This is a genomic window from Geobacter sp. OR-1 (genome assembly GCF_000813145.1).
Lineage (GTDB): Bacteria > Desulfobacterota > Desulfuromonadia > Geobacterales > DSM-12255 > Geoanaerobacter.
In genome coordinates this window covers 147,014-164,093 of record NZ_BAZF01000006.1, presented here as the reverse complement: position 1 = coordinate 164,093, position 17,080 = coordinate 147,014, and the positions used below count along the sequence as shown (strand labels likewise).

Here is a 17,080-nt window from a genome sequence, read left to right as displayed (position 1 = left end):
ATGAAGAAGCTGCTGAAGATAGTTCTATGCGTCACGGCCCTGATCCTGGTTCTCCTTCTGGTGGTCGGTCTTGTGCTGGTCCTTGACTGGCCATGGTGGGTGTCGTTTTTCATCCTCCTCTGCATTGCCGGACTCTGTTTCGGCGCGCTGTTCCTGAAAAAACTCCTGCTCCGGAGAAAGGAGCAGAAATTCGTCCAGCAGGTGATTGAGGAGGATGAGTCCCATATCAAAAAACTGCTCGGCAAGGAGCGCGACGAGTATGTCGATCTCCAGAACCGCTGGAAAGAGGCGGTGGAGACACTGCGGCGCTCGCATCTCAGGAAGCGGGGGAATCCGCTTTATGTCCTCCCCTGGTATCTGGTCATGGGCGAGAGCGGTTCCGGCAAGACGACCGCCATCAGCAGCGCCAAGCTTTCATCCCCGTTTGTGGAGGTAACCAGGACATCGGGAGTTTCCGGAACCAGGAACTGCGACTGGTGGTTTTTCGAACAGGCAATCATTATCGATACTGCCGGGCGGTTTGCGATCCCGGTCGATGAAGGGAAAGACAAGGAGGAGTGGCAGAAATTTCTTTCGCTGCTGGTCAAATACCGGAAACGCGAACCGATCCACGGGCTGATCGTGACCGTTTCCGCGGACAAGCTGGCAACCGGGACGCCAGAGGCACTCGAAGAGGACGGCCGCACCATCAGGCGCCGGATCGACGAACTGATGCGGGTATTGGGGATCAAGTTCCCGGTATACCTGCTCGTGACCAAGTGCGACCTGGTCCAGGGGATGACGACCTTCAGCGAGATGCTGCCGGAAAAGAGCCTCGATCAGCCGATGGGGGTCGTAAACCAGGATCTGAAGGAGGATATTGCCGGGTTCCCGGATCGCGTCGTGTCGCTCATCGGCGAGCGGCTCAGACAGATCCGGCTCCTGTTGCTGAACCAGTCCAAGGGCGATCCGAATGCCGGGCTCCTGATCTTTCCCGAGGAGTTCGAAAATCTGAGGAAGGGGTTGATCCCGTTTGTCCGTTACGCCTTCCAGGAGAATCCGTTCCAGGAAACCCCCATCCTCAGGGGGGTCTACTTCAGCAGCGGCCGTCAGGAAGGGACGCCGTACTCGCATTTCCTCGGCGCTCTCGGCCTGATCGGGGAGCGCGAGGTGCTTCCTGGAACCAGCAAAGGGCTGTTCCTGCACGATTTCTTCTCCCAGATACTCCCCGGCGACCGGGGGATATTCGCGCCGACCCGGCGGGCGATCGAGTGGCAGGCAATCACCCGGAATCTCGGGGTTGCAGCCTGGATTTTCCTCTGGATCGCCGCCTCAGGGGTAATGAGTTTCTCCTTTGTCAAGAACCTGGCTGCCATCCGTACCGCATCCCGTGAATTTGCCGTGCCGCCGCGGCTGACCGGGGAGATGAGATCGGACCTGGTTACCATGGACCGCTACCGGCAGATGATCCTGAGGGTGGAGGCGCGGAATGCCGGCTGGTGGGTCCCAAGGTTCGGACTCAAGGAGAGCCGCACGGTCGAAGAGGGGCTGAAGGAGAGGTACTGCCGCCTCTTCCGGGATCGATTCATCGTCAACCTGGACAAGAGGATGAACGATTCGCTGGCCGGTTTCTCGGCAGCCACCCCGGACGACAGCGTGGCGCCATACATCGTGCATCTGGCCCGGCGGATAAATCTTCTCAAGGTGAGGCTGGAAAAAGGGGTGGATGGAGCGATCCGCTCGAAGCCGCTGCCTTCATACGTTGCGCTCTCCGGTGAACAGGGGATGGATGCCGAGATGACGAAGAAGTTCGGGGAGCTTTACATTTGTTCGCTGCTCTGGAGGACGGATTCGGAGGAGATGACCAAGGAACTGGCCCTGTTGCAGAGCTGGTACAAGCATCTCCTGGCGCTCCGGCCGGGCAACTTCCAGTGGATTGCGGCCTGGGCAAGCCGTCAGGGCGGAGTGGCGCCGGTCACCCTGGGCTCTTTCTGGGGAGGGAGTATTCCGCTTCGCGACGAGATCGCGGTGGCGCCGGCATTTACCCGGAAAGGGAAGGAGATGGTCAACGGGATCTGGGACGAGATAACGTCCGCGCATCCCGAACCGCAAAACGTGCAGCGGAACCGGAGCACGTTCGAGGCGTGGTACCGGGTGAGCTCTCTTGCCGCCTGGCAGGGGCTTGCATCCCAGTTACCCAGAGGGTGGGAGCGGCTGAAGGGTGCCAAGGAATGGCAGGAGGCCGAGGCAAAGATCTCTACGGAGCAGGACCCTTATCTGGCGTTCATCGCCAGGGTAACTTCCGAGCTTGAACCTGGCGCGGGAAAGGATGAGACCCCTCTCTGGCTGCAGCAGGCATACCGGTTCCAGGTCATGAAATCAAAGGGCGCTGCCGGAGCCGTAGTCGCCAAGACCGCCGATGAGGGGAAAAAGGCCCTGGGCATGCTTGAACAGGCGCTCGGGAAAAAGAGCGAGAGCCAGTCCGCTCTGGAATCGGAATCGGCCCTGTTGAAGGCGATCCAGGACTACCAGACCGCGGTTAACGCTGTGGCACATGGGGCGCGGGGGAGAAACCAGGCGTTCCAGACGGCTCTGCAGCAGTTCGGCGAGGATTCGGCCAAGTCTCCCCTCACTGCTGCATTCGAGGCTGCCGGCCGGATACGGGCCATCTCCGGCGGCAGGGGGGATGATATCTTCGGCCGGCTCATCCAGGGGCGGTGCGAGTTCCTCTGGGCCTTTGTCAGGAGGGAGGCGGCCTGCTCCCTCCAGTCCCAGTGGGAGGAAAAGGTTCTGCAGGAGGCCCAGGGTGCGAACGACCCACAGGTGATGCAGTACCTGGTCGGCCAGGACGGGCCGGTATGGAAGTTTGTCAATGGCGTGGCCAGGCCTTTTCTCGGCTGGGGCGCCGGCAGGGGGTATTACCCGAAAACTGCGCTCGGCGGTGGGGTGGAGTTTGATCCGGCGCTCTACGCGTTCCTCAGCAAAGGGGCCAAGGCCAGGGCTGTAGCAGCTCCGCGGCAGAACTACCTCGTCACGATCAGAGGTCTGCCGACCGACGCCAATCCCGAGGCCAGGGTGAAGCCGCATATGACGCGGCTGGAAATGCATTGCGCCGGCGGGTCGCAGGTGCTGGAGAACATGAATTATCCGGTGCAGAAAGGGTTCAACTGGATGCCGGACTCCTGTCTGGAGGTCGTGTTCCAGGTCGAGGCCGGGGATGCGATCCTGAGCAAGAGGTATTCGGGGCCGCAGTCATTCCCTTCCTTTCTCCAGGATTTCCCCGGCGGCAGGCGCACGTTCTATCCGCAGGATTTCCCGGCGCAGAGGCAGGCCCTGGAACGGATGGGGATACGGTTCATCAAGGTCAACTACAATATGACCGGTCATCAGGGGGTAGTGGGTCAGGCGAATGCCCTGCCGGGGCAGATTCCGCGGAGGATTGCCCGGTGCTGGGACTGACGGCGCCAGTGCAGAAATGGGTCTGGAGCGCCAGCGGCAAGCACCCGGTGGCAAAGGATTTCCTCCGGATCGGTCCCGCAACCGCCATCGGTATCGGGCTTTCAGAATGGGTTGCCAAGGGGGTTGCCGGGCTGAGGATGGATTTGAAAACCGGACGATTGCCGAGGTTCTGGCGGTTCTGGGCACGGGGTGGTGGAAAGAACGAACTGGTGTGCGGCGTTTTGCGAGACAGCTGCGACAGCGTGGGGCGGGCCTTTCCGTTCCTGGTGCTCGGAACGGGCGGGCTGCCCGGTTGCGAGGAGCACTGGGATCTTCTGCCATACGGCTGCGAGATCAGCTGGAAAAGGATCGAGTATCTCTGTACGAGGAACTATGCCGATGTCGCTGGTATCGACCGTGAAGTCGCCAACCTGAGGCCCCCCCAAGGGGACTGGCGCCAGATCAAGGCCACCTGCGAGGCCGGAGCCAATGATTGCCCGGCACTGGGCGGTATGGAATTCAATGGCAAAGCAGGCAACGGCGATTGTCTGACTGTGAAACTCGACATGGCGGCGCCCGACACCCTGCTGCTGGTCGGGCTTCTGCTGAAACGGATCAGGGAGCGGCACCGGGTTGCGCCAAACATCGCCTTTATCGGGGGGACATCGGATGCGGCATATCTTTCGATCTACTGGCGGCCGTTGCTTGCCGGAGATTTTGCAACCCTGTGGGGGTGAGAGATGAAAAGGGAAATTGATCTTGATGCGATACTGACCCCGCTTCCGGGGGAAAACGCTTCCGGTGAGGATCTCCGCTACACGCAGCTTTACGAGGAGATCAAGGATGCCCGCAAATCGGAAGACAATATCCCGATGGGGGACTGGCAGCGCGAGACCAGGTCGGCAGATTGGGAACGGGTGGTCGCAACTGCGACCGATGCCCTGACCTCCAGGACCAAAGACCTCCAGGTTGCGGCCTGGCTCACCGAGGCGCTTGTGATTATCGAGGGGTTCGAGGGGCTCTCCGTCGGGCTGGCCTGTATGGAAGGGCTGCTCGGGAACTTCTGGGACACGGTCTACCCGGTGATCGAGGATGGGGACATCGAGTACCGACTGGCTCCATTTGAATTCCTGAACGACCGGTTGTCGATCTGTATCCGGCAGGTCCCGCTGGCCTCTTCGGGCTATTCGCTGCTGAAATGGCAGGAATCGCGGGAGGTCGGTTACGAGGCAGACACCAGAAACAAGTTCGGCGATATCGACGAGACGAAGAAGCAACGCCGGGACGAGCTGATCGCCGAAGGAAGGATTACGGCAGAGCAGTTCGATGCCGCAGCAAACCAGACACCCGAGCAGCTTCGGACAGAGCTTGGCGAACAGATCGGCCGCTGCCGGGAGGCCTTTGCCAGCCTGGACCGGAAAGTGGATGAGATGTTCGGCCGGGACGCACCGCGTATCTCCGAGATCGGCCAGGCCCTGGATGAATGTTCCCAGCTGGTGGCCCGGATCTACGGGGCAAAGAAGGGGACGGTCGCGGCCGGGAAAGAACCGCCCCAAGAGGAGGTGCAGCAGGATGCGGTCAAGAGTCCCGCACCCCAGAAGCATAAAGTTGAAAAGCCGGCGGCAGCTGTTCCAGCCGCCATGGCTCCGGTCCCTATTCCGGAAGGAGGTTTCCGTGAGGATGCTGATTGGGACGAGGCGGTCAGGATGCTTGATTCCGGAAGCATCCGGGAAGGGCTGGACCGGCTGCTCAAAGCCGTTTACAGCATGCCGTCCGAACGGGAGCGGAACCGTTACCGGCTTCTGATTGCGAAACTCTGCATCAGGGCCGAAAGGCACGATCTGGCGCGCCCCATCGTGGAGGGGCTGCAGGCAGTCATCGACGAACTGCACCTGGAGCGGTGGGAGTCGCCCATCTGGATAGCCGAGGTGCTGGAGACGCTTTACCAGTGCCTCACGAGTGGCGAACCGTCGGATGACGACCTCGGGAGGTCCCAGGAGCTGTTCCGGAGGCTTTGCGCCATTGATGTAACAAAGGCAATCATGTACGGCAGATAAAATTTCAGAAGGGTATTCAGGGGAAAGGGGGAGTTATGGCGAAGAAAGAGAGTCAGCAGCATAAATTGGACCGGGTGAGGGCGCCGAGGGTTCAGATCACCTACGATGTCGAGATCGGAGACGCCATCGAGATGAAGGAGATCCCCTTTGTTACGGGGGTTCTCGCCGATCTGTCCGGCAAACCCGAAGAACCGCTCCCCAAGGTCAAGGACAGGAAGTTCGTGGAGATAGACCGGGACAACTTCAACAATGTGCTGGATGCGATGAAGCCGCGGGTTGCGTTCAAGGTGGACAACAAGCTGACCCAGGACGATACCAAGCTGGCGGTCGAGCTAAGGTTCAGGTCGCTGGACGACTTTCACCCCGAGCAGATTGCCCAGCAGATCGAGCCGATCCGCAAGCTGGTGCAGGCACGGCAGCGACTTTCGGACCTGCTGGGGAAACTGGATGGCAATGACCGGCTGGAGGAGCTTCTCCAGGAGGTGATCGCCAGCACCGACACCCTGCAGAAGCTGGGTAAAGAGGCAGGGGTTTCAAGCGGCGATGAGCCGTCAAAATCATAAAGGAAAGGGGGTGAACGATTATGGGAGTACAGGAAAAGGAACAGGTTGGAACAACAGCGGCAGCCGGTGCAACTGAGGAAAAAGGGCTTCTGGACCAGATCATCCAGGAAGGTCGGATGGCAAGGGACGAGAGCCAGACCGGTTATGCGCGCGACATCATCGGCGAATTCGTCAGCCAGATCATGGAAGGGGCGATCGTTGTCTCCAAGGATACGGAGCTGATGATAAATTCGCGAATCGCCCAGATCGACCGGCTGATCTCGCTCCAGCTCAACGAGGTAATGCACCATTCCGATTTCCAGAAACTGGAGTCATCATGGCGCGGCCTCAACTTCCTGGTGGACCAGACCGAAACCGGCGAGCGGCAGAAGATCAGGGTGCTGAACATCAGCAAGAACGAGCTGCTCAAGGATATGGAAAAGGCGGCTGAATTCGACCAGTCGGGTCTGTTCAAGAAGATCTACGAGGAGGAGTTCGGCACCTTTGGCGGGGCGTCGTACGGGTGCCTCATCGGCGATTATGAGTTCAGCAGCCATCCGCAGGACATGGTGCTGTTGGAAAAGATGTCCCAGGTTGCGGCAGCTGCACATGCGCCGTTCATTTCCGCGGCAGCGCCGACCATATTCAATCTTGAAAGCTTTACCGAGCTGGGGAACCCGCGGGACATGGCAAAGATCTTCCAGAGCGTGGAATACGCCAAATGGAAATCGTTTCGCGACTCCGAGGACTCCCGGTACGTGGCGCTCTGTCTCCCCCATATCCTTATGAGGCTTCCCTATGGGCAGGCGACCCTCCCGGTGGAGAGCTTCGATTTCGAGGAAGAGGTGGACGGCAGCAGCCACAACCGATACCTGTGGGGGAATGCGGCCTATGCGCTCGGAGTGCGGGTTACCGACGCCTTTGCCAAGTACGGCTGGACCGCGGCGATACGCGGGGTCGAAGGGGGCGGCCTGGTGCAGGGGCTGCCGGTGCACACCTTCAAGACCGATGAGGGCGAGGTGGCGCTCAAATGCCCCACCGAGATCGCCATTACCGACCGGCGCGAGAAGGAACTGGCCGACCTCGGGTTCATCCCGCTGGTTCATTGCAAGAATACCGATTATGCAGCCTTCTTCAGCACCCAGACCTGCAATAAGCCGGCAGTGTACGATTCCGAGGCAGCCAATGCCAATGCGCGGCTCTCGGCACAGCTTCAGTATATCCTGGCAGTGTCCCGTTTCGCCCATTACCTGAAATCGATCATGCGGGACAAGATCGGCAGTTTCATGACCAGGAAGAACGTGGAGGATTACCTGAGCCGCTGGATAGCCAACTATGTGCTTCTGGACGACGACGCCGGTCAGGAGATGAAGGCCCGCTATCCGCTCCGCGAGGCGCAGGTGGAGGTGGTGGATATACCGGGCAAGCCGGGTGCTTACCGGGCGGTCGCTTTCCTGAGGCCTCATTTCCAGCTCGATGAATTGACGGTGTCGCTGCGGCTCGTGGCCAATCTACCGCAGCCGGCCAATAAGTAATCTAATCAGAACGGAAGGAGGAATACAGCCATGGCATTTGACGCATTTCTAAAGATCGATGGTATTGACGGGGAAAGCACCGACGACAAGCACAAGGACTGGATCGAGATCCTCTCCTTCAACCACGGCTTGACTCAGACGGCATCCGGTTCTGCCAGCACCGCCGGAGGGGCAAGTGCTGAGCGGGCGAGTTTCATGGACTTCAGCATCGTGAAGGCACTGGACAAGGGGTCTCCCAAGATCTTCGAGGCCTGCGCGACCGGAAAGCATATAAAGACGGTGACCGTGGAACTCTGCCGCGCCGGCGGCGACAAGGTCAAGTACATGGAATACAAGCTTTCCGAGTGCATCGTCAGCTCCTACCGGCCGGGCGGATCCGCCCAGGGTGGCGAGACCTTGCCGCTTGAGGAGGTATCATTCAATTACGGTAAGATCGAGCTCTCCTACACCGTGCAGAAGCGGGCCAATGGCAGTGGCGGCGGCAAGGTCGCGGCAGGATGGGATCTGACCAAGAACACAAAAGTATAACGGACAGATTGTATGGCGGAAAAGGTTACGGTACGAAGGTCGCTTCTGGACCGGCTCATCGAGCGTGAAACCGACGCTGCGGATGGGCCGGCCCAGAGCCCCTACGCAGCGGTCAACGAGATCAGGGGGGCGGTCATCAGGGACCTGGAGAACCTGCTGAACACCAGGCGGAACATCCTGGATCTCCCGGAATCTTTTACCCAGGTGCACGGGTCGCTCTTTACCTACGGCCTTAAGGATTTTATGTCGTACAACTCCGGGAGCGCCTCGGTACGTCTCCAGATCAGGCAGGAGATCGAACGCACCATCGCCCTGTTCGAGCCGCGGCTAAGAAATGTGACGATCCGCCTGGACGGCACGGACCGGAACGAACGGACGCTCAGATTCAGGATCAGTGCGCTGCTGGTAGCCGATCCGGTGACCGAGCCGATAGCCTTCGACACCTATCTGGACATCAACCGGGGTGAATTTCAGATTTCGGGGTAAGCAGGACCGGAACGTGGGGATACCTGGATGGACGATGATTTCCTCGGATATTACGAACGGGAACTGACCTTTGTCCGCGAAATGGGGAAAGAGTTTGCCCGGAGCTATCCCAAAATCGCGGGGCGGCTGCTTCTTGAGCCGGACAAGTGTGAAGATCCGCATACCGAGCGGCTGATAGAGGGGTTTGCCTTTCTCTCCGCCCGGATTCACAAAAAAATCGACGACGATTTTCCCGAGATCGCCCAGTCCCTGCTCAATATCCTGTATCCCCATTACACCCGGCCGATCCCCTCGCTGTCGGTGGTGCAGTTCGAGCCGGACATAAAGAATATCCCTCCTTCCGGTTACCGGATCGAGAAGGATACGCCACTCTTTTCGCGGCCGGTGAACGGCATCCCATGCCAGTTTGCCACAACTGCAGCTGTGACCCTCTGGCCCATATCGATCGATTCCGTGACCATGGGCGAACCGAAACGGCTGATCAGGGATGCCCAGCAGGCAATCGTCGTGCGGCTCAAGGCCCACAACAATCTTACCTTTTCCCAGATCGGCTGCCAGAGCCTCAGATTTTTCCTCAATGGCCAGAGACAGCATCTGTTCCATCTCTATGAACTGCTCGGCAACAATGTCTGCCACCTGGAGTGTTCATTTACCGGCAGTTCCGGTTTAACGGAGGTAATCACCCTGGACCGGAACGCCTTAAGGCCGGTCGGCTTCGATCAAGGTGAAGGGGCGTTTCCCTGGCCGGAGCGTTCTTCTCCCGGTCACCTCCTGCTTCTGGAATATTTTGTTTTTCCCGAGAAATTCATGTTTTTCGAGTTGTCGGGGCTGGACCGTCTGAGTGGTTCCGGCGCAGGAGATTCGGTCGAGATCAGCATATACCTGGACCGGCCCGTTGGCGGGTCGCTCCCTGTCGATGCGGGCACTTTCCGCCTGAACGCGGCGCCGGTCATAAACCTCTTCAAAAGGATTGCGGAACCGATCCGGGTCGAGCAGCGGAAGACCGAGTATCTGGTGATCCCGGATCTTAGGCGGATAGAGGCAACCGAGGTCTACTCGGTCGACCGGGTGGCAGCCGGTTCCCTGAGCAGCGGGGAAAAGGTTGCCGAATACCGGCCGTTCTACTCCCTACGCCATCACCTGGACGAGGAGGACGAGTACACGAAAGGCGCCTTCTGGCATATGAACCGCCGCACTTCGGGAAGAAAAGGGGACAACGGGACCGACCTCTTCCTATCGTTCAGCGACCTTCGTTATCAGCATGCCGAACTTGACGCCGAAGCGCTCACCGTCTATCTGACCTGCAGCAACCGGGACCTTCCCGAGCGGCTCCCGTTCGGCGACCGGGGCGGGGATTTCGATCTGGAGGTGGCGGCGCCGGTCGCAAAGATCTGCTGCCTGTTGAAACCGACGCCGGCCAGGAGGGCGCCGCTCGCCGGAGCTGTCCAGTGGCGGTTGATCTCCCATCTCTCCCTCAACTACCTTTCGATCGTTGCCGGTGGGGAGGATGCGCTCCGGGAGATACTCAAGCTGTACGATTTCGACGGTTCACCCGCAACCCGCCAGCAGATCAACGGAATTGTCGGTGTCGCCTCGCGCAATGTCACGCGACGGATCGGCCGCTCGTTCTGCCGGGGAATCGAGACCACCGTGACATTTGACGAGGACAAGTTCGTCGGTGCCGGAGTCTATCTGTTCGCATCGGTTCTGGAACGGTTTCTGGGAGAGTATGTGTCGGTCAACTCCTTTTCCGGGATGATTGCCGAGTCAGTGCAGAGGAAAGAGAGGATTGCCCAGTGGCCACCGCGAAACGGCAGCCGGATACTGCTCTGAAAAACCTGTTGTTTGAGCAGTTTCACGGGCTCTCCTTTTTCCGGGCCGTGCAGCTTATCGAACTGCTCGACCCTGACCGGAAGGTGGGGGCATCGCTCTCGCCGGCGCAGGAGCCGGTCCGGTTCGGCGTGAAACCGGAGCTGCGGTTTGCGCCGAGCGATATTTCGGCCATCAGCAAAGGTGGCGATGATCAGAAGATCGAAATGCAGGTGAGCTTCATGGGGCTTTTCGGCCCCAATGCCCCTCTGCCGCATTGGTATACGATTCTGGCGGCCAAGGAGAAGGGGGTAGCCGCGTTTCTGGATATCTTCCATCATCGTCTCATCTCGCTGTTCTACCTTGCGTGGCGCAAAAACAGTTTTGCCGCCCGTTACGGAGACGGGCAAGGTGGGAGCTGCTCGGCATATCTGCTCAGCCTGATCGGGCTCGGGACGCCCGGGCTTGCGGAACGGGTGGGGGTGCTCCCGGAATCTCTGGCCTATTTCAGCGGGCTGCTCTCGCGGTCACCCTGTTCCGCCAAGGCGATCGAATTCACGGCCGGTTACTTCCTCGACGCCGATGTCAGTGTCGAACAGCTGATCGAGAAAAAGATCGCCATCGAGCCGGAGGAGCTGACGAGGCTCGGCACGGCCAATTGCCGCATGGGGGTCGATGCGGTCTGCGGTCATGAGGCCTGGGAAGGGGAAAGCCGCTTCCGACTGAGACTGGGTCCGCTTGCATATCGGCAGTTTCAGCGCCTCCTCCCTTCCGGAGACCTGTTTACGCCGCTGGTCTCGCTGGTGCGCTATATGACCGGCGTGGAGCACGAATTCGAGGTGCGGCCTTACCTGATGCGCGATGAAGTCCCTGGATGCGTGATCGGAAAACCGGCGCCGGACTCGCCCCGGCTCGGCTGGTCCACCTGGATGAAGAGACCCGGAACAACTCTGGAGAATGACCCGCATGTCACTTTAGAGGTGGCCGGGTGATCGGTTACGGATAATCAGCTTAAAGGAGTTCCGCCATGATCAAATCGGATCTGAAACCGCTTATCGGCAAGCTTAACGCGACCTGCAGGGGGGCACTGGAAGGGGCTGCAGGGCTCTGCCTCGCTCATACCAATTACGAGGTGGAGCCGGAGCACTTTTTGGTCAAGCTCCTGGAGATGGAAAACACCGATTTCCAGAAGATCCTCAGGTATTTCGAGATCAACGAGGGGCGGCTGGTCGGCGATCTTACCCGCGCCATCGAGGGGTTCAAACGGGGCAACTCCCGCACCCCGGCCCTTTCACCCCGGATCCCCCGGATGCTCCAGGACTCATGGCTCAAGGCATCGATCGATTACCAGTCCCCGGCGGTTCGTTCCGGCCATATTCTGCTGGTCCTGCTTTCCGAACCGGAAACGGCGCGGATGCTCATCGGCTGTTCCGACTCTTTTAAGAAGATCTCCGTCGAGACCATGGAAAAAAGCCTGGCCGACCTGGTGACCGGCTCCCGCGAGGATGCGGAAACCGGCGGGGCGCCGCGAGCGGCCGCAGAGGCCGGTAAGGGCAGCCCGGCCGGGACCAAGGCGCTGGACCAGTACACCATCAACCTGACCGAGAAGGCCCGGAAGGGCGAGATCGATCCGGTGCTGGGGCGTGATTTCGAGATCCGGCAGATGGTCGATATCCTGATCCGCAGACGCCAGAACAACCCGATTCTAACCGGCGAGGCCGGTGTCGGCAAGACGGCGGTGGTGGAAGGGTTTGCCCTCAGGATCGTCACCGGCGACGTGCCGCCGCCGCTTAGGAACGTGGAGATCCGCACCCTGGACCTGGGCCTGCTCCAGGCCGGCGCCGGGATCAAGGGAGAGTTCGAGAACCGGCTCAAATCGGTCATTGAAGAGGTGAAGTCGTCGCCGGTGCCGATCATCCTCTTCATTGACGAGGCGCATACCCTGATCGGCGCCGGTGGGGGAGCCGGATCAGGCGATGCGGCTAACCTCCTGAAGCCCCCCCTGGCCCGCGGCGAACTCCGCACCGTGGCCGCAACCACCTGGGCCGAATACAAGAAGTATTTCGAGAAGGACGCGGCGCTTGCCCGGCGCTTCCAGGTGGTGAAGGTGGAAGAGCCGGACGAGGAAAAGGCGATGGTCATGATGCGCGCCGTTGCCCCGTTCCTGGAGAAACACCACAAGGTAATGATTACCGATGCTGCGCTACAGGACGCGGTCCGTCTTTCGCACCGCTACATCACGGCGCGCCAGCTGCCGGACAAGTCGGTGAGCGTGCTGGACACCGCCTGTGCCAGGGTCGCCATCGGGCTGACCACCAGCCCTCCGGCACTGGAAGATGTCACCCGCAGGATTGCCGATATCGACAGCGAACTGAAGATCTTGGAGCGCGAATCGCTCATGGGACAGGAGCGGGGGGAGCGGATAAAGGCGCTCGGCGCCGAGAAAACGGAGTGCCAGGGCAGTCTCGAACAGCTCGACAAGCGGTGGAAGCAGGAGATGGGGATCGCTACCGGGATCATCGGTCTGCAGGAGGAGATCCGCGAACTCCATGAGCTGAACCCGGCCGACCCTGCTCTGGCAGGAAAGCAGGATGAGCTGAAGAAGCTCAAGAAGGAACTCGCTACGCTCCAGGGGAAGGAGCCTCTGGTGCAGATCAGCGTCGATTCCCAGGCGGTATCAGAGGTGATATCCGGCTGGACCGGCATCCCGACCGGCCGGATGCTCGTGGATGAGATCGCTACGGTACTCAGGATGGACAAGCTCCTGGGCGAGCGGATCATCGGCCAGGACCATGCCCTGAAGGCCGTTGCCGAGATGGTCCAGACCGCTCACGCCGGCATCGAGGACCCGTCCAAGCCGACGGCGGTCTTCCTCTTTGCCGGGCCGAGCGGGACCGGTAAGACCGAGACCGCTCTGGCCCTGTCCGAGGTGATGTACGGCGGCGAGGACCATGTCATAACCATCAACATGTCCGAATACCAGGAGGCGCATACGGTTTCCGGGCTCAAAGGGTCGCCCCCAGGCTATGTGGGTTACGGCGAAGGGGGCGTCCTGACCGAGGCGGTGCGCAAGCGCCCCTACAGCGTGGTCCTTCTTGATGAGGTGGAAAAGGCCCATCCTGACGTGATGGAGCTGTTCTACCAGGTCTTTGACAAGGGGACCCTGGAGGACGGGGAAGGGCGGCGGATCGATTTCAGGAACACGGTCATAATCCTGACCAGCAACCTGGGGACCGATACCATCATGGGCGCCTGTTCGGACCCGAAAAAGCTCCCCGACTGGCAATCACTTGCGGAGAAGCTGCGCCCCGAGCTCTTGAAGCGCTTCAAACCGGCATTCCTCGGCAGGCTCAAGGTGGTGCCGTTCTACCCGATCAGCGATAGCACCATGCAGATGATTGTGAAGCTGAAGCTGAACAAGATCGCCGGCCGGTTGCAGGCGAACCGGAAGGTTGCCTTTGAGTACGACGCAGGGCTGATCGATACCATTGCATCGCGCTGTACCGAAGTGGCGAGCGGCGCGCGCAACGTGGATCACATCCTCACCAACACGCTGCTGCCGGAGCTGTCGCGGGAGCTGCTGGCTAGGATGGCAAAAGGAGAGCAGGTGAAGAAGGTCAAGGTGTCGCTCAAAAAGGATAAGTTCGTGTTCAAGGTCTGCTAACGGGAAATGGAGGAGGCCATGGCCAAGACTTGGGACAATGTCCAGTGTCGGTTTCAGACGCAGAATACGGTGAACAAAAGGGGAAATTCCGAGTATCGGGTTTGGTCGAACAGAATTCTCCGGTGTGCCCCGATCAATATGGACAGGGTCGGAGCCCAGGACCAGGTATACAATTTTATGCTCAAAGCCATCTGCTACCTTGTTCCGAATTCATCGTTGTATAACTTGATCATGGATACTCGAGATGATGATCGGATCAAGATCGATAGTGTGGTTCATGACTACATTTATATAAATGTGGACGGAACTGTTCTCCCTGCCAGTCGAAAACCGGCAGAGGGATTGATCACCTTTGATGCGGTAAACGAAAACGGCGACTTGAGCCATATTCATGTCGGCCATGCAGTCTACAACCTTAAGCTGCTCTGAAACGGGAAGGGGCGCGTCATGGCATACACCCAGGACGAAAAACTGATCTCCATCAAGACTCCGCTCGGCAAGGATACCCTTCTGCTCACCGAACTGAAGGGGCGGGAAGAGATCTCCCGGTTGTTCAGCTTCGATCTGGCGATGCTTTCGGAGAAGCACGACATCTCTTTCGAGGCGATCATCGGCCAGAACGTGACCGTGTCCCTGTCGCTTGCCGACGGCTCCACCCGGTATTTCAACGGGATCATCGCCAGTTTTTCCCAGGGGAGAGGGGGGGACGAAAAGGGTGGCGACCCCAGGTTCTCCTGTTACCGTGCCACCCTCGTGCCCTGGGTCTGGGTCCTGACCAAGACTACCGATATCCGCATCTTTCAGAGCAAGTCGGTCGCCGACATCATCGACAAGGTCTTCAAGGATCAAGGGGTGAAGGATTACCGCCTGAAGCTCCAGAAGAGCTATCCCAAGCGCGACTACTGCGTCCAGTACCGGGAAACCGATTTCAACTTCGTCTCGCGGCTCATGGAGGAGGAGGGGATCTTTTATTTCTTCGAGCATGAAGACGCTAAACACACCATGGTCATCAGTGACGACCCTTCGTCCAGCCGCCCCTGTCCGGGGCAGAAGTCGGCGACATACCAGCTGAGCGGCGAGGCGCTGCTGGACGAGGATGTGATAACGTCGCTGGAATTGAGCAGGCAGATCCGGGTCGGGAAATACTCGCTGACCGACTATAACTTCGAGATCCCCGGCACCGACCTGTCGGTGGTGGTGCCGAGCAAGACCAAGCTGGGTCCGGGCGAACGGGAGATCTACGATTTTCCCGGTCTCTACGGTACAAAGACGGACGGCGACCGGCTGGCCAAGATCCGGATGGAGGCGGAGGAGGCCCAGATTACGAAGATCGCCGGCGGGGGGAGCTGCCGGGCCTTTACCAGCGGCTACCGGTTCACACTGACCGATCACTACCGCCGCGACCTGAACAACAAGGATTATCTCCTGGTCAGTGTCATCCACGAAGCGGTCGAGGGGTATAACGATACAGGGCATTCGTACTGCAACAGTTTTGAATGCATACCCTATGACGTCCCGTTCCGGCCCCAATGCACAAGCCACAAGCCGTTCGTCAAAGGTGCCCAGACCGCCATCGTTGTTGGCCCGTCCGGCGAGGAGATCTACCCGGACAAGCATGGCCGGGTCAAGGTGCAGTTCCACTGGGACCGGGAAGGTAAAAAGGACGACAAGAGCTCCTGCTGGATCAGGGTCAGCCAGGCATGGGCCGGCTCCGGCTGGGGCGCCATCTGCATCCCGAGGATCGGCCAGGAGGTTGTGGTCGATTTCCTAGAAGGGGATCCCGACCGGCCGATCATCACTGGCCGGGTCTATCATGGCGCCAACACCCCGCCGTACCCGCTGCCGGACGACAAGACCAGAAGCGTCATCAAGTCCGAATCCTCAAAGGGAGGGGGCGGGTTCAACGAACTCCGGTTCGAGGACAAGAAGGGTAACGAGGAGATCTTTCTCCATGGCCAGAAAGACTGGACCATCGCCATCCTGAACGACAAGAACCAGACCATCGGCAACAACGAGACGCTGCAAGTCGTGAAGAACCAGACCGAGTCCATCGGTGCCAACAAGAACGAGACCGTCACCATCAACAAGACGGAAACCATCGGGGCCGCCAAGGAGTTGACCATCGGCGGGGGGTATCAGGTTAGTGTCGGCGCGGCGATGAACGAAACCGTGGGGGGCGCAAAGGCCGAGGAGATCGGCGCGGCCAAATTCGTGAATGTCGGCGCCGAGAGCAGCGAGAATGTGGCTAAGGACAAATCGGTCGATGCCGGTGACAATATCACCGAAAATGCCGGCAAGAACATGAGTCTGGTCTCAGGAGAGAATTTCAGCATCAACGGCGGGAAAAACGGAACCATCGAAATCGCCGACCAGTTGACCATTGTGTGCGGCGACTCTTCCATAACCATGAAAAAGAACGGGACCATCACCATAAAAGGCAAAGACATCATCATGACCGGTTCGGGCAAGATCAGCGCCAAGGCATCAAGCGATCTTATCCTGAAAGGGTCAAAGGTCAGCGCCAACTGATATGAGGATCTGCCATGCTTAAACAGCTCCATCGTGCAGAAGAGATAGTGACCGAGCAATGTACGATGTCTCCGTGCATCGGAACTTTGGCAGGGACGAACCGGCAGGGTGAGATCCTTGTCATGGTCGATGGCGAGGGGCCTTACCCGGCCAGGATGCTGTCAGGAATCAGCAGGGACGAACTGGCGCGACATGACCAGCGCGGCAGGGAACTGCTGCTCGTCTTCGAGAAAGGGGACCCGGAAAGGCCTATCATTGTCGGGCTGATGGCAGACCCGCTTGAGGGGCTCCTTTCCCTGGAGATTGCCGGGGAAAAGAGAGAGGAATCACGGGATCTCCTGATCGACGGCAGACAGATCACGATTGAGGCAGAAGACGAGGTCATCCTTAAGTGCGGAAAGGGGAGCATCCAGATCCGCAAGGACGGCAAGATCGTCATTAGTGGCGCTCATGTATTGTCCAAATCTTCAGGCGCAAACAGAATAAAGGGTGGGCATGTTGATATCAATTAAG

At 59.4% G+C, this 17,080-nt stretch carries 13 protein-coding genes; all 13 read left to right on the top strand.

Annotated features, from left to right (window positions below):
- The 13 genes from OR1_RS08270 to OR1_RS08210 are packed head-to-tail and all read left to right on the top strand — an operon-like array spanning position 1 to position 17,079.
- Positions 1 to 3,438, top strand: a complete 3,438-nt coding sequence (locus tag OR1_RS08270) for a type VI secretion protein IcmF/TssM N-terminal domain-containing protein (RefSeq protein WP_041971220.1) — start codon at positions 1 to 3, stop codon at positions 3,436 to 3,438.
- Positions 3,426 to 4,154, top strand: coding sequence for a TagF domain-containing protein (locus tag OR1_RS08265; RefSeq protein WP_041971219.1), 729 nt, complete (start codon positions 3,426 to 3,428; stop codon positions 4,152 to 4,154). The genes OR1_RS08270 and OR1_RS08265 overlap by 13 nt, the downstream gene beginning before the upstream one ends.
- A 3-nt stretch (positions 4,155 to 4,157) precedes the next feature.
- The gene (gene tssA, locus OR1_RS08260; protein ID WP_041971218.1) at positions 4,158 to 5,474 is read left to right on the top strand and encodes a type VI secretion system protein TssA; all 1,317 of its coding nucleotides are present in this window, start codon (positions 4,158 to 4,160) and stop codon (positions 5,472 to 5,474) included.
- Between the two features lie 35 nt (positions 5,475 to 5,509).
- Positions 5,510 to 6,037: a type VI secretion system contractile sheath small subunit gene (gene tssB, locus OR1_RS08255; protein ID WP_041971217.1), complete on the top strand. Its 528-nt coding sequence runs from the start codon at positions 5,510 to 5,512 to the stop codon at positions 6,035 to 6,037.
- A gap of 20 nt (positions 6,038 to 6,057) precedes the next feature.
- Positions 6,058 to 7,551, top strand: a complete 1,494-nt coding sequence (gene tssC / locus OR1_RS08250; protein ID WP_041971216.1) for a type VI secretion system contractile sheath large subunit — start codon at positions 6,058 to 6,060, stop codon at positions 7,549 to 7,551.
- Positions 7,552 to 7,581: 30 nt separating this feature from the next.
- Positions 7,582 to 8,079 (top strand): type VI secretion system tube protein Hcp, encoded by a 498-nt coding sequence (locus OR1_RS08245; RefSeq protein WP_041971214.1) that lies wholly within the window; start codon positions 7,582 to 7,584, stop codon positions 8,077 to 8,079.
- A gap of 12 nt (positions 8,080 to 8,091) precedes the next feature.
- On the top strand, positions 8,092 to 8,565 hold the full coding sequence (tssE, locus tag OR1_RS08240) for a type VI secretion system baseplate subunit TssE (RefSeq protein WP_041971213.1): 474 nt from the start codon (positions 8,092 to 8,094) through the stop codon (positions 8,563 to 8,565).
- Between the two features lie 27 nt (positions 8,566 to 8,592).
- Positions 8,593 to 10,398: a type VI secretion system baseplate subunit TssF gene (gene tssF / locus OR1_RS08235; protein ID WP_041971212.1), complete on the top strand. Its 1,806-nt coding sequence runs from the start codon at positions 8,593 to 8,595 to the stop codon at positions 10,396 to 10,398.
- The gene (gene tssG / locus OR1_RS08230) at positions 10,362 to 11,366 is read left to right on the top strand and encodes a type VI secretion system baseplate subunit TssG (RefSeq protein WP_041971210.1); all 1,005 of its coding nucleotides are present in this window, start codon (positions 10,362 to 10,364) and stop codon (positions 11,364 to 11,366) included. Before tssF ends, tssG begins: the two co-directional genes overlap by 37 nt.
- A 35-nt stretch (positions 11,367 to 11,401) precedes the next feature.
- On the top strand, positions 11,402 to 14,038 hold the full coding sequence (gene tssH / locus OR1_RS08225) for a type VI secretion system ATPase TssH (RefSeq protein WP_041971209.1): 2,637 nt from the start codon (positions 11,402 to 11,404) through the stop codon (positions 14,036 to 14,038).
- 18 nt (positions 14,039 to 14,056) lie between these two features.
- A complete protein-coding gene (locus tag OR1_RS08220; RefSeq protein ID WP_041971207.1) occupies positions 14,057 to 14,467 on the top strand; it encodes a hypothetical protein in 411 nt (136 codons plus the stop codon).
- A gap of 18 nt (positions 14,468 to 14,485) precedes the next feature.
- Positions 14,486 to 16,567, top strand: a complete 2,082-nt coding sequence (locus OR1_RS08215; protein WP_041971205.1) for a type VI secretion system Vgr family protein — start codon at positions 14,486 to 14,488, stop codon at positions 16,565 to 16,567.
- Positions 16,568 to 16,581: 14 nt separating this feature from the next.
- Complete coding sequence (locus OR1_RS08210) at positions 16,582 to 17,079, top strand: DUF6484 domain-containing protein (protein ID WP_052440333.1); 498 nt, start codon at positions 16,582 to 16,584, stop codon at positions 17,077 to 17,079.
- The last annotated feature ends 1 nt before the right edge of the window (position 17,080 follow it).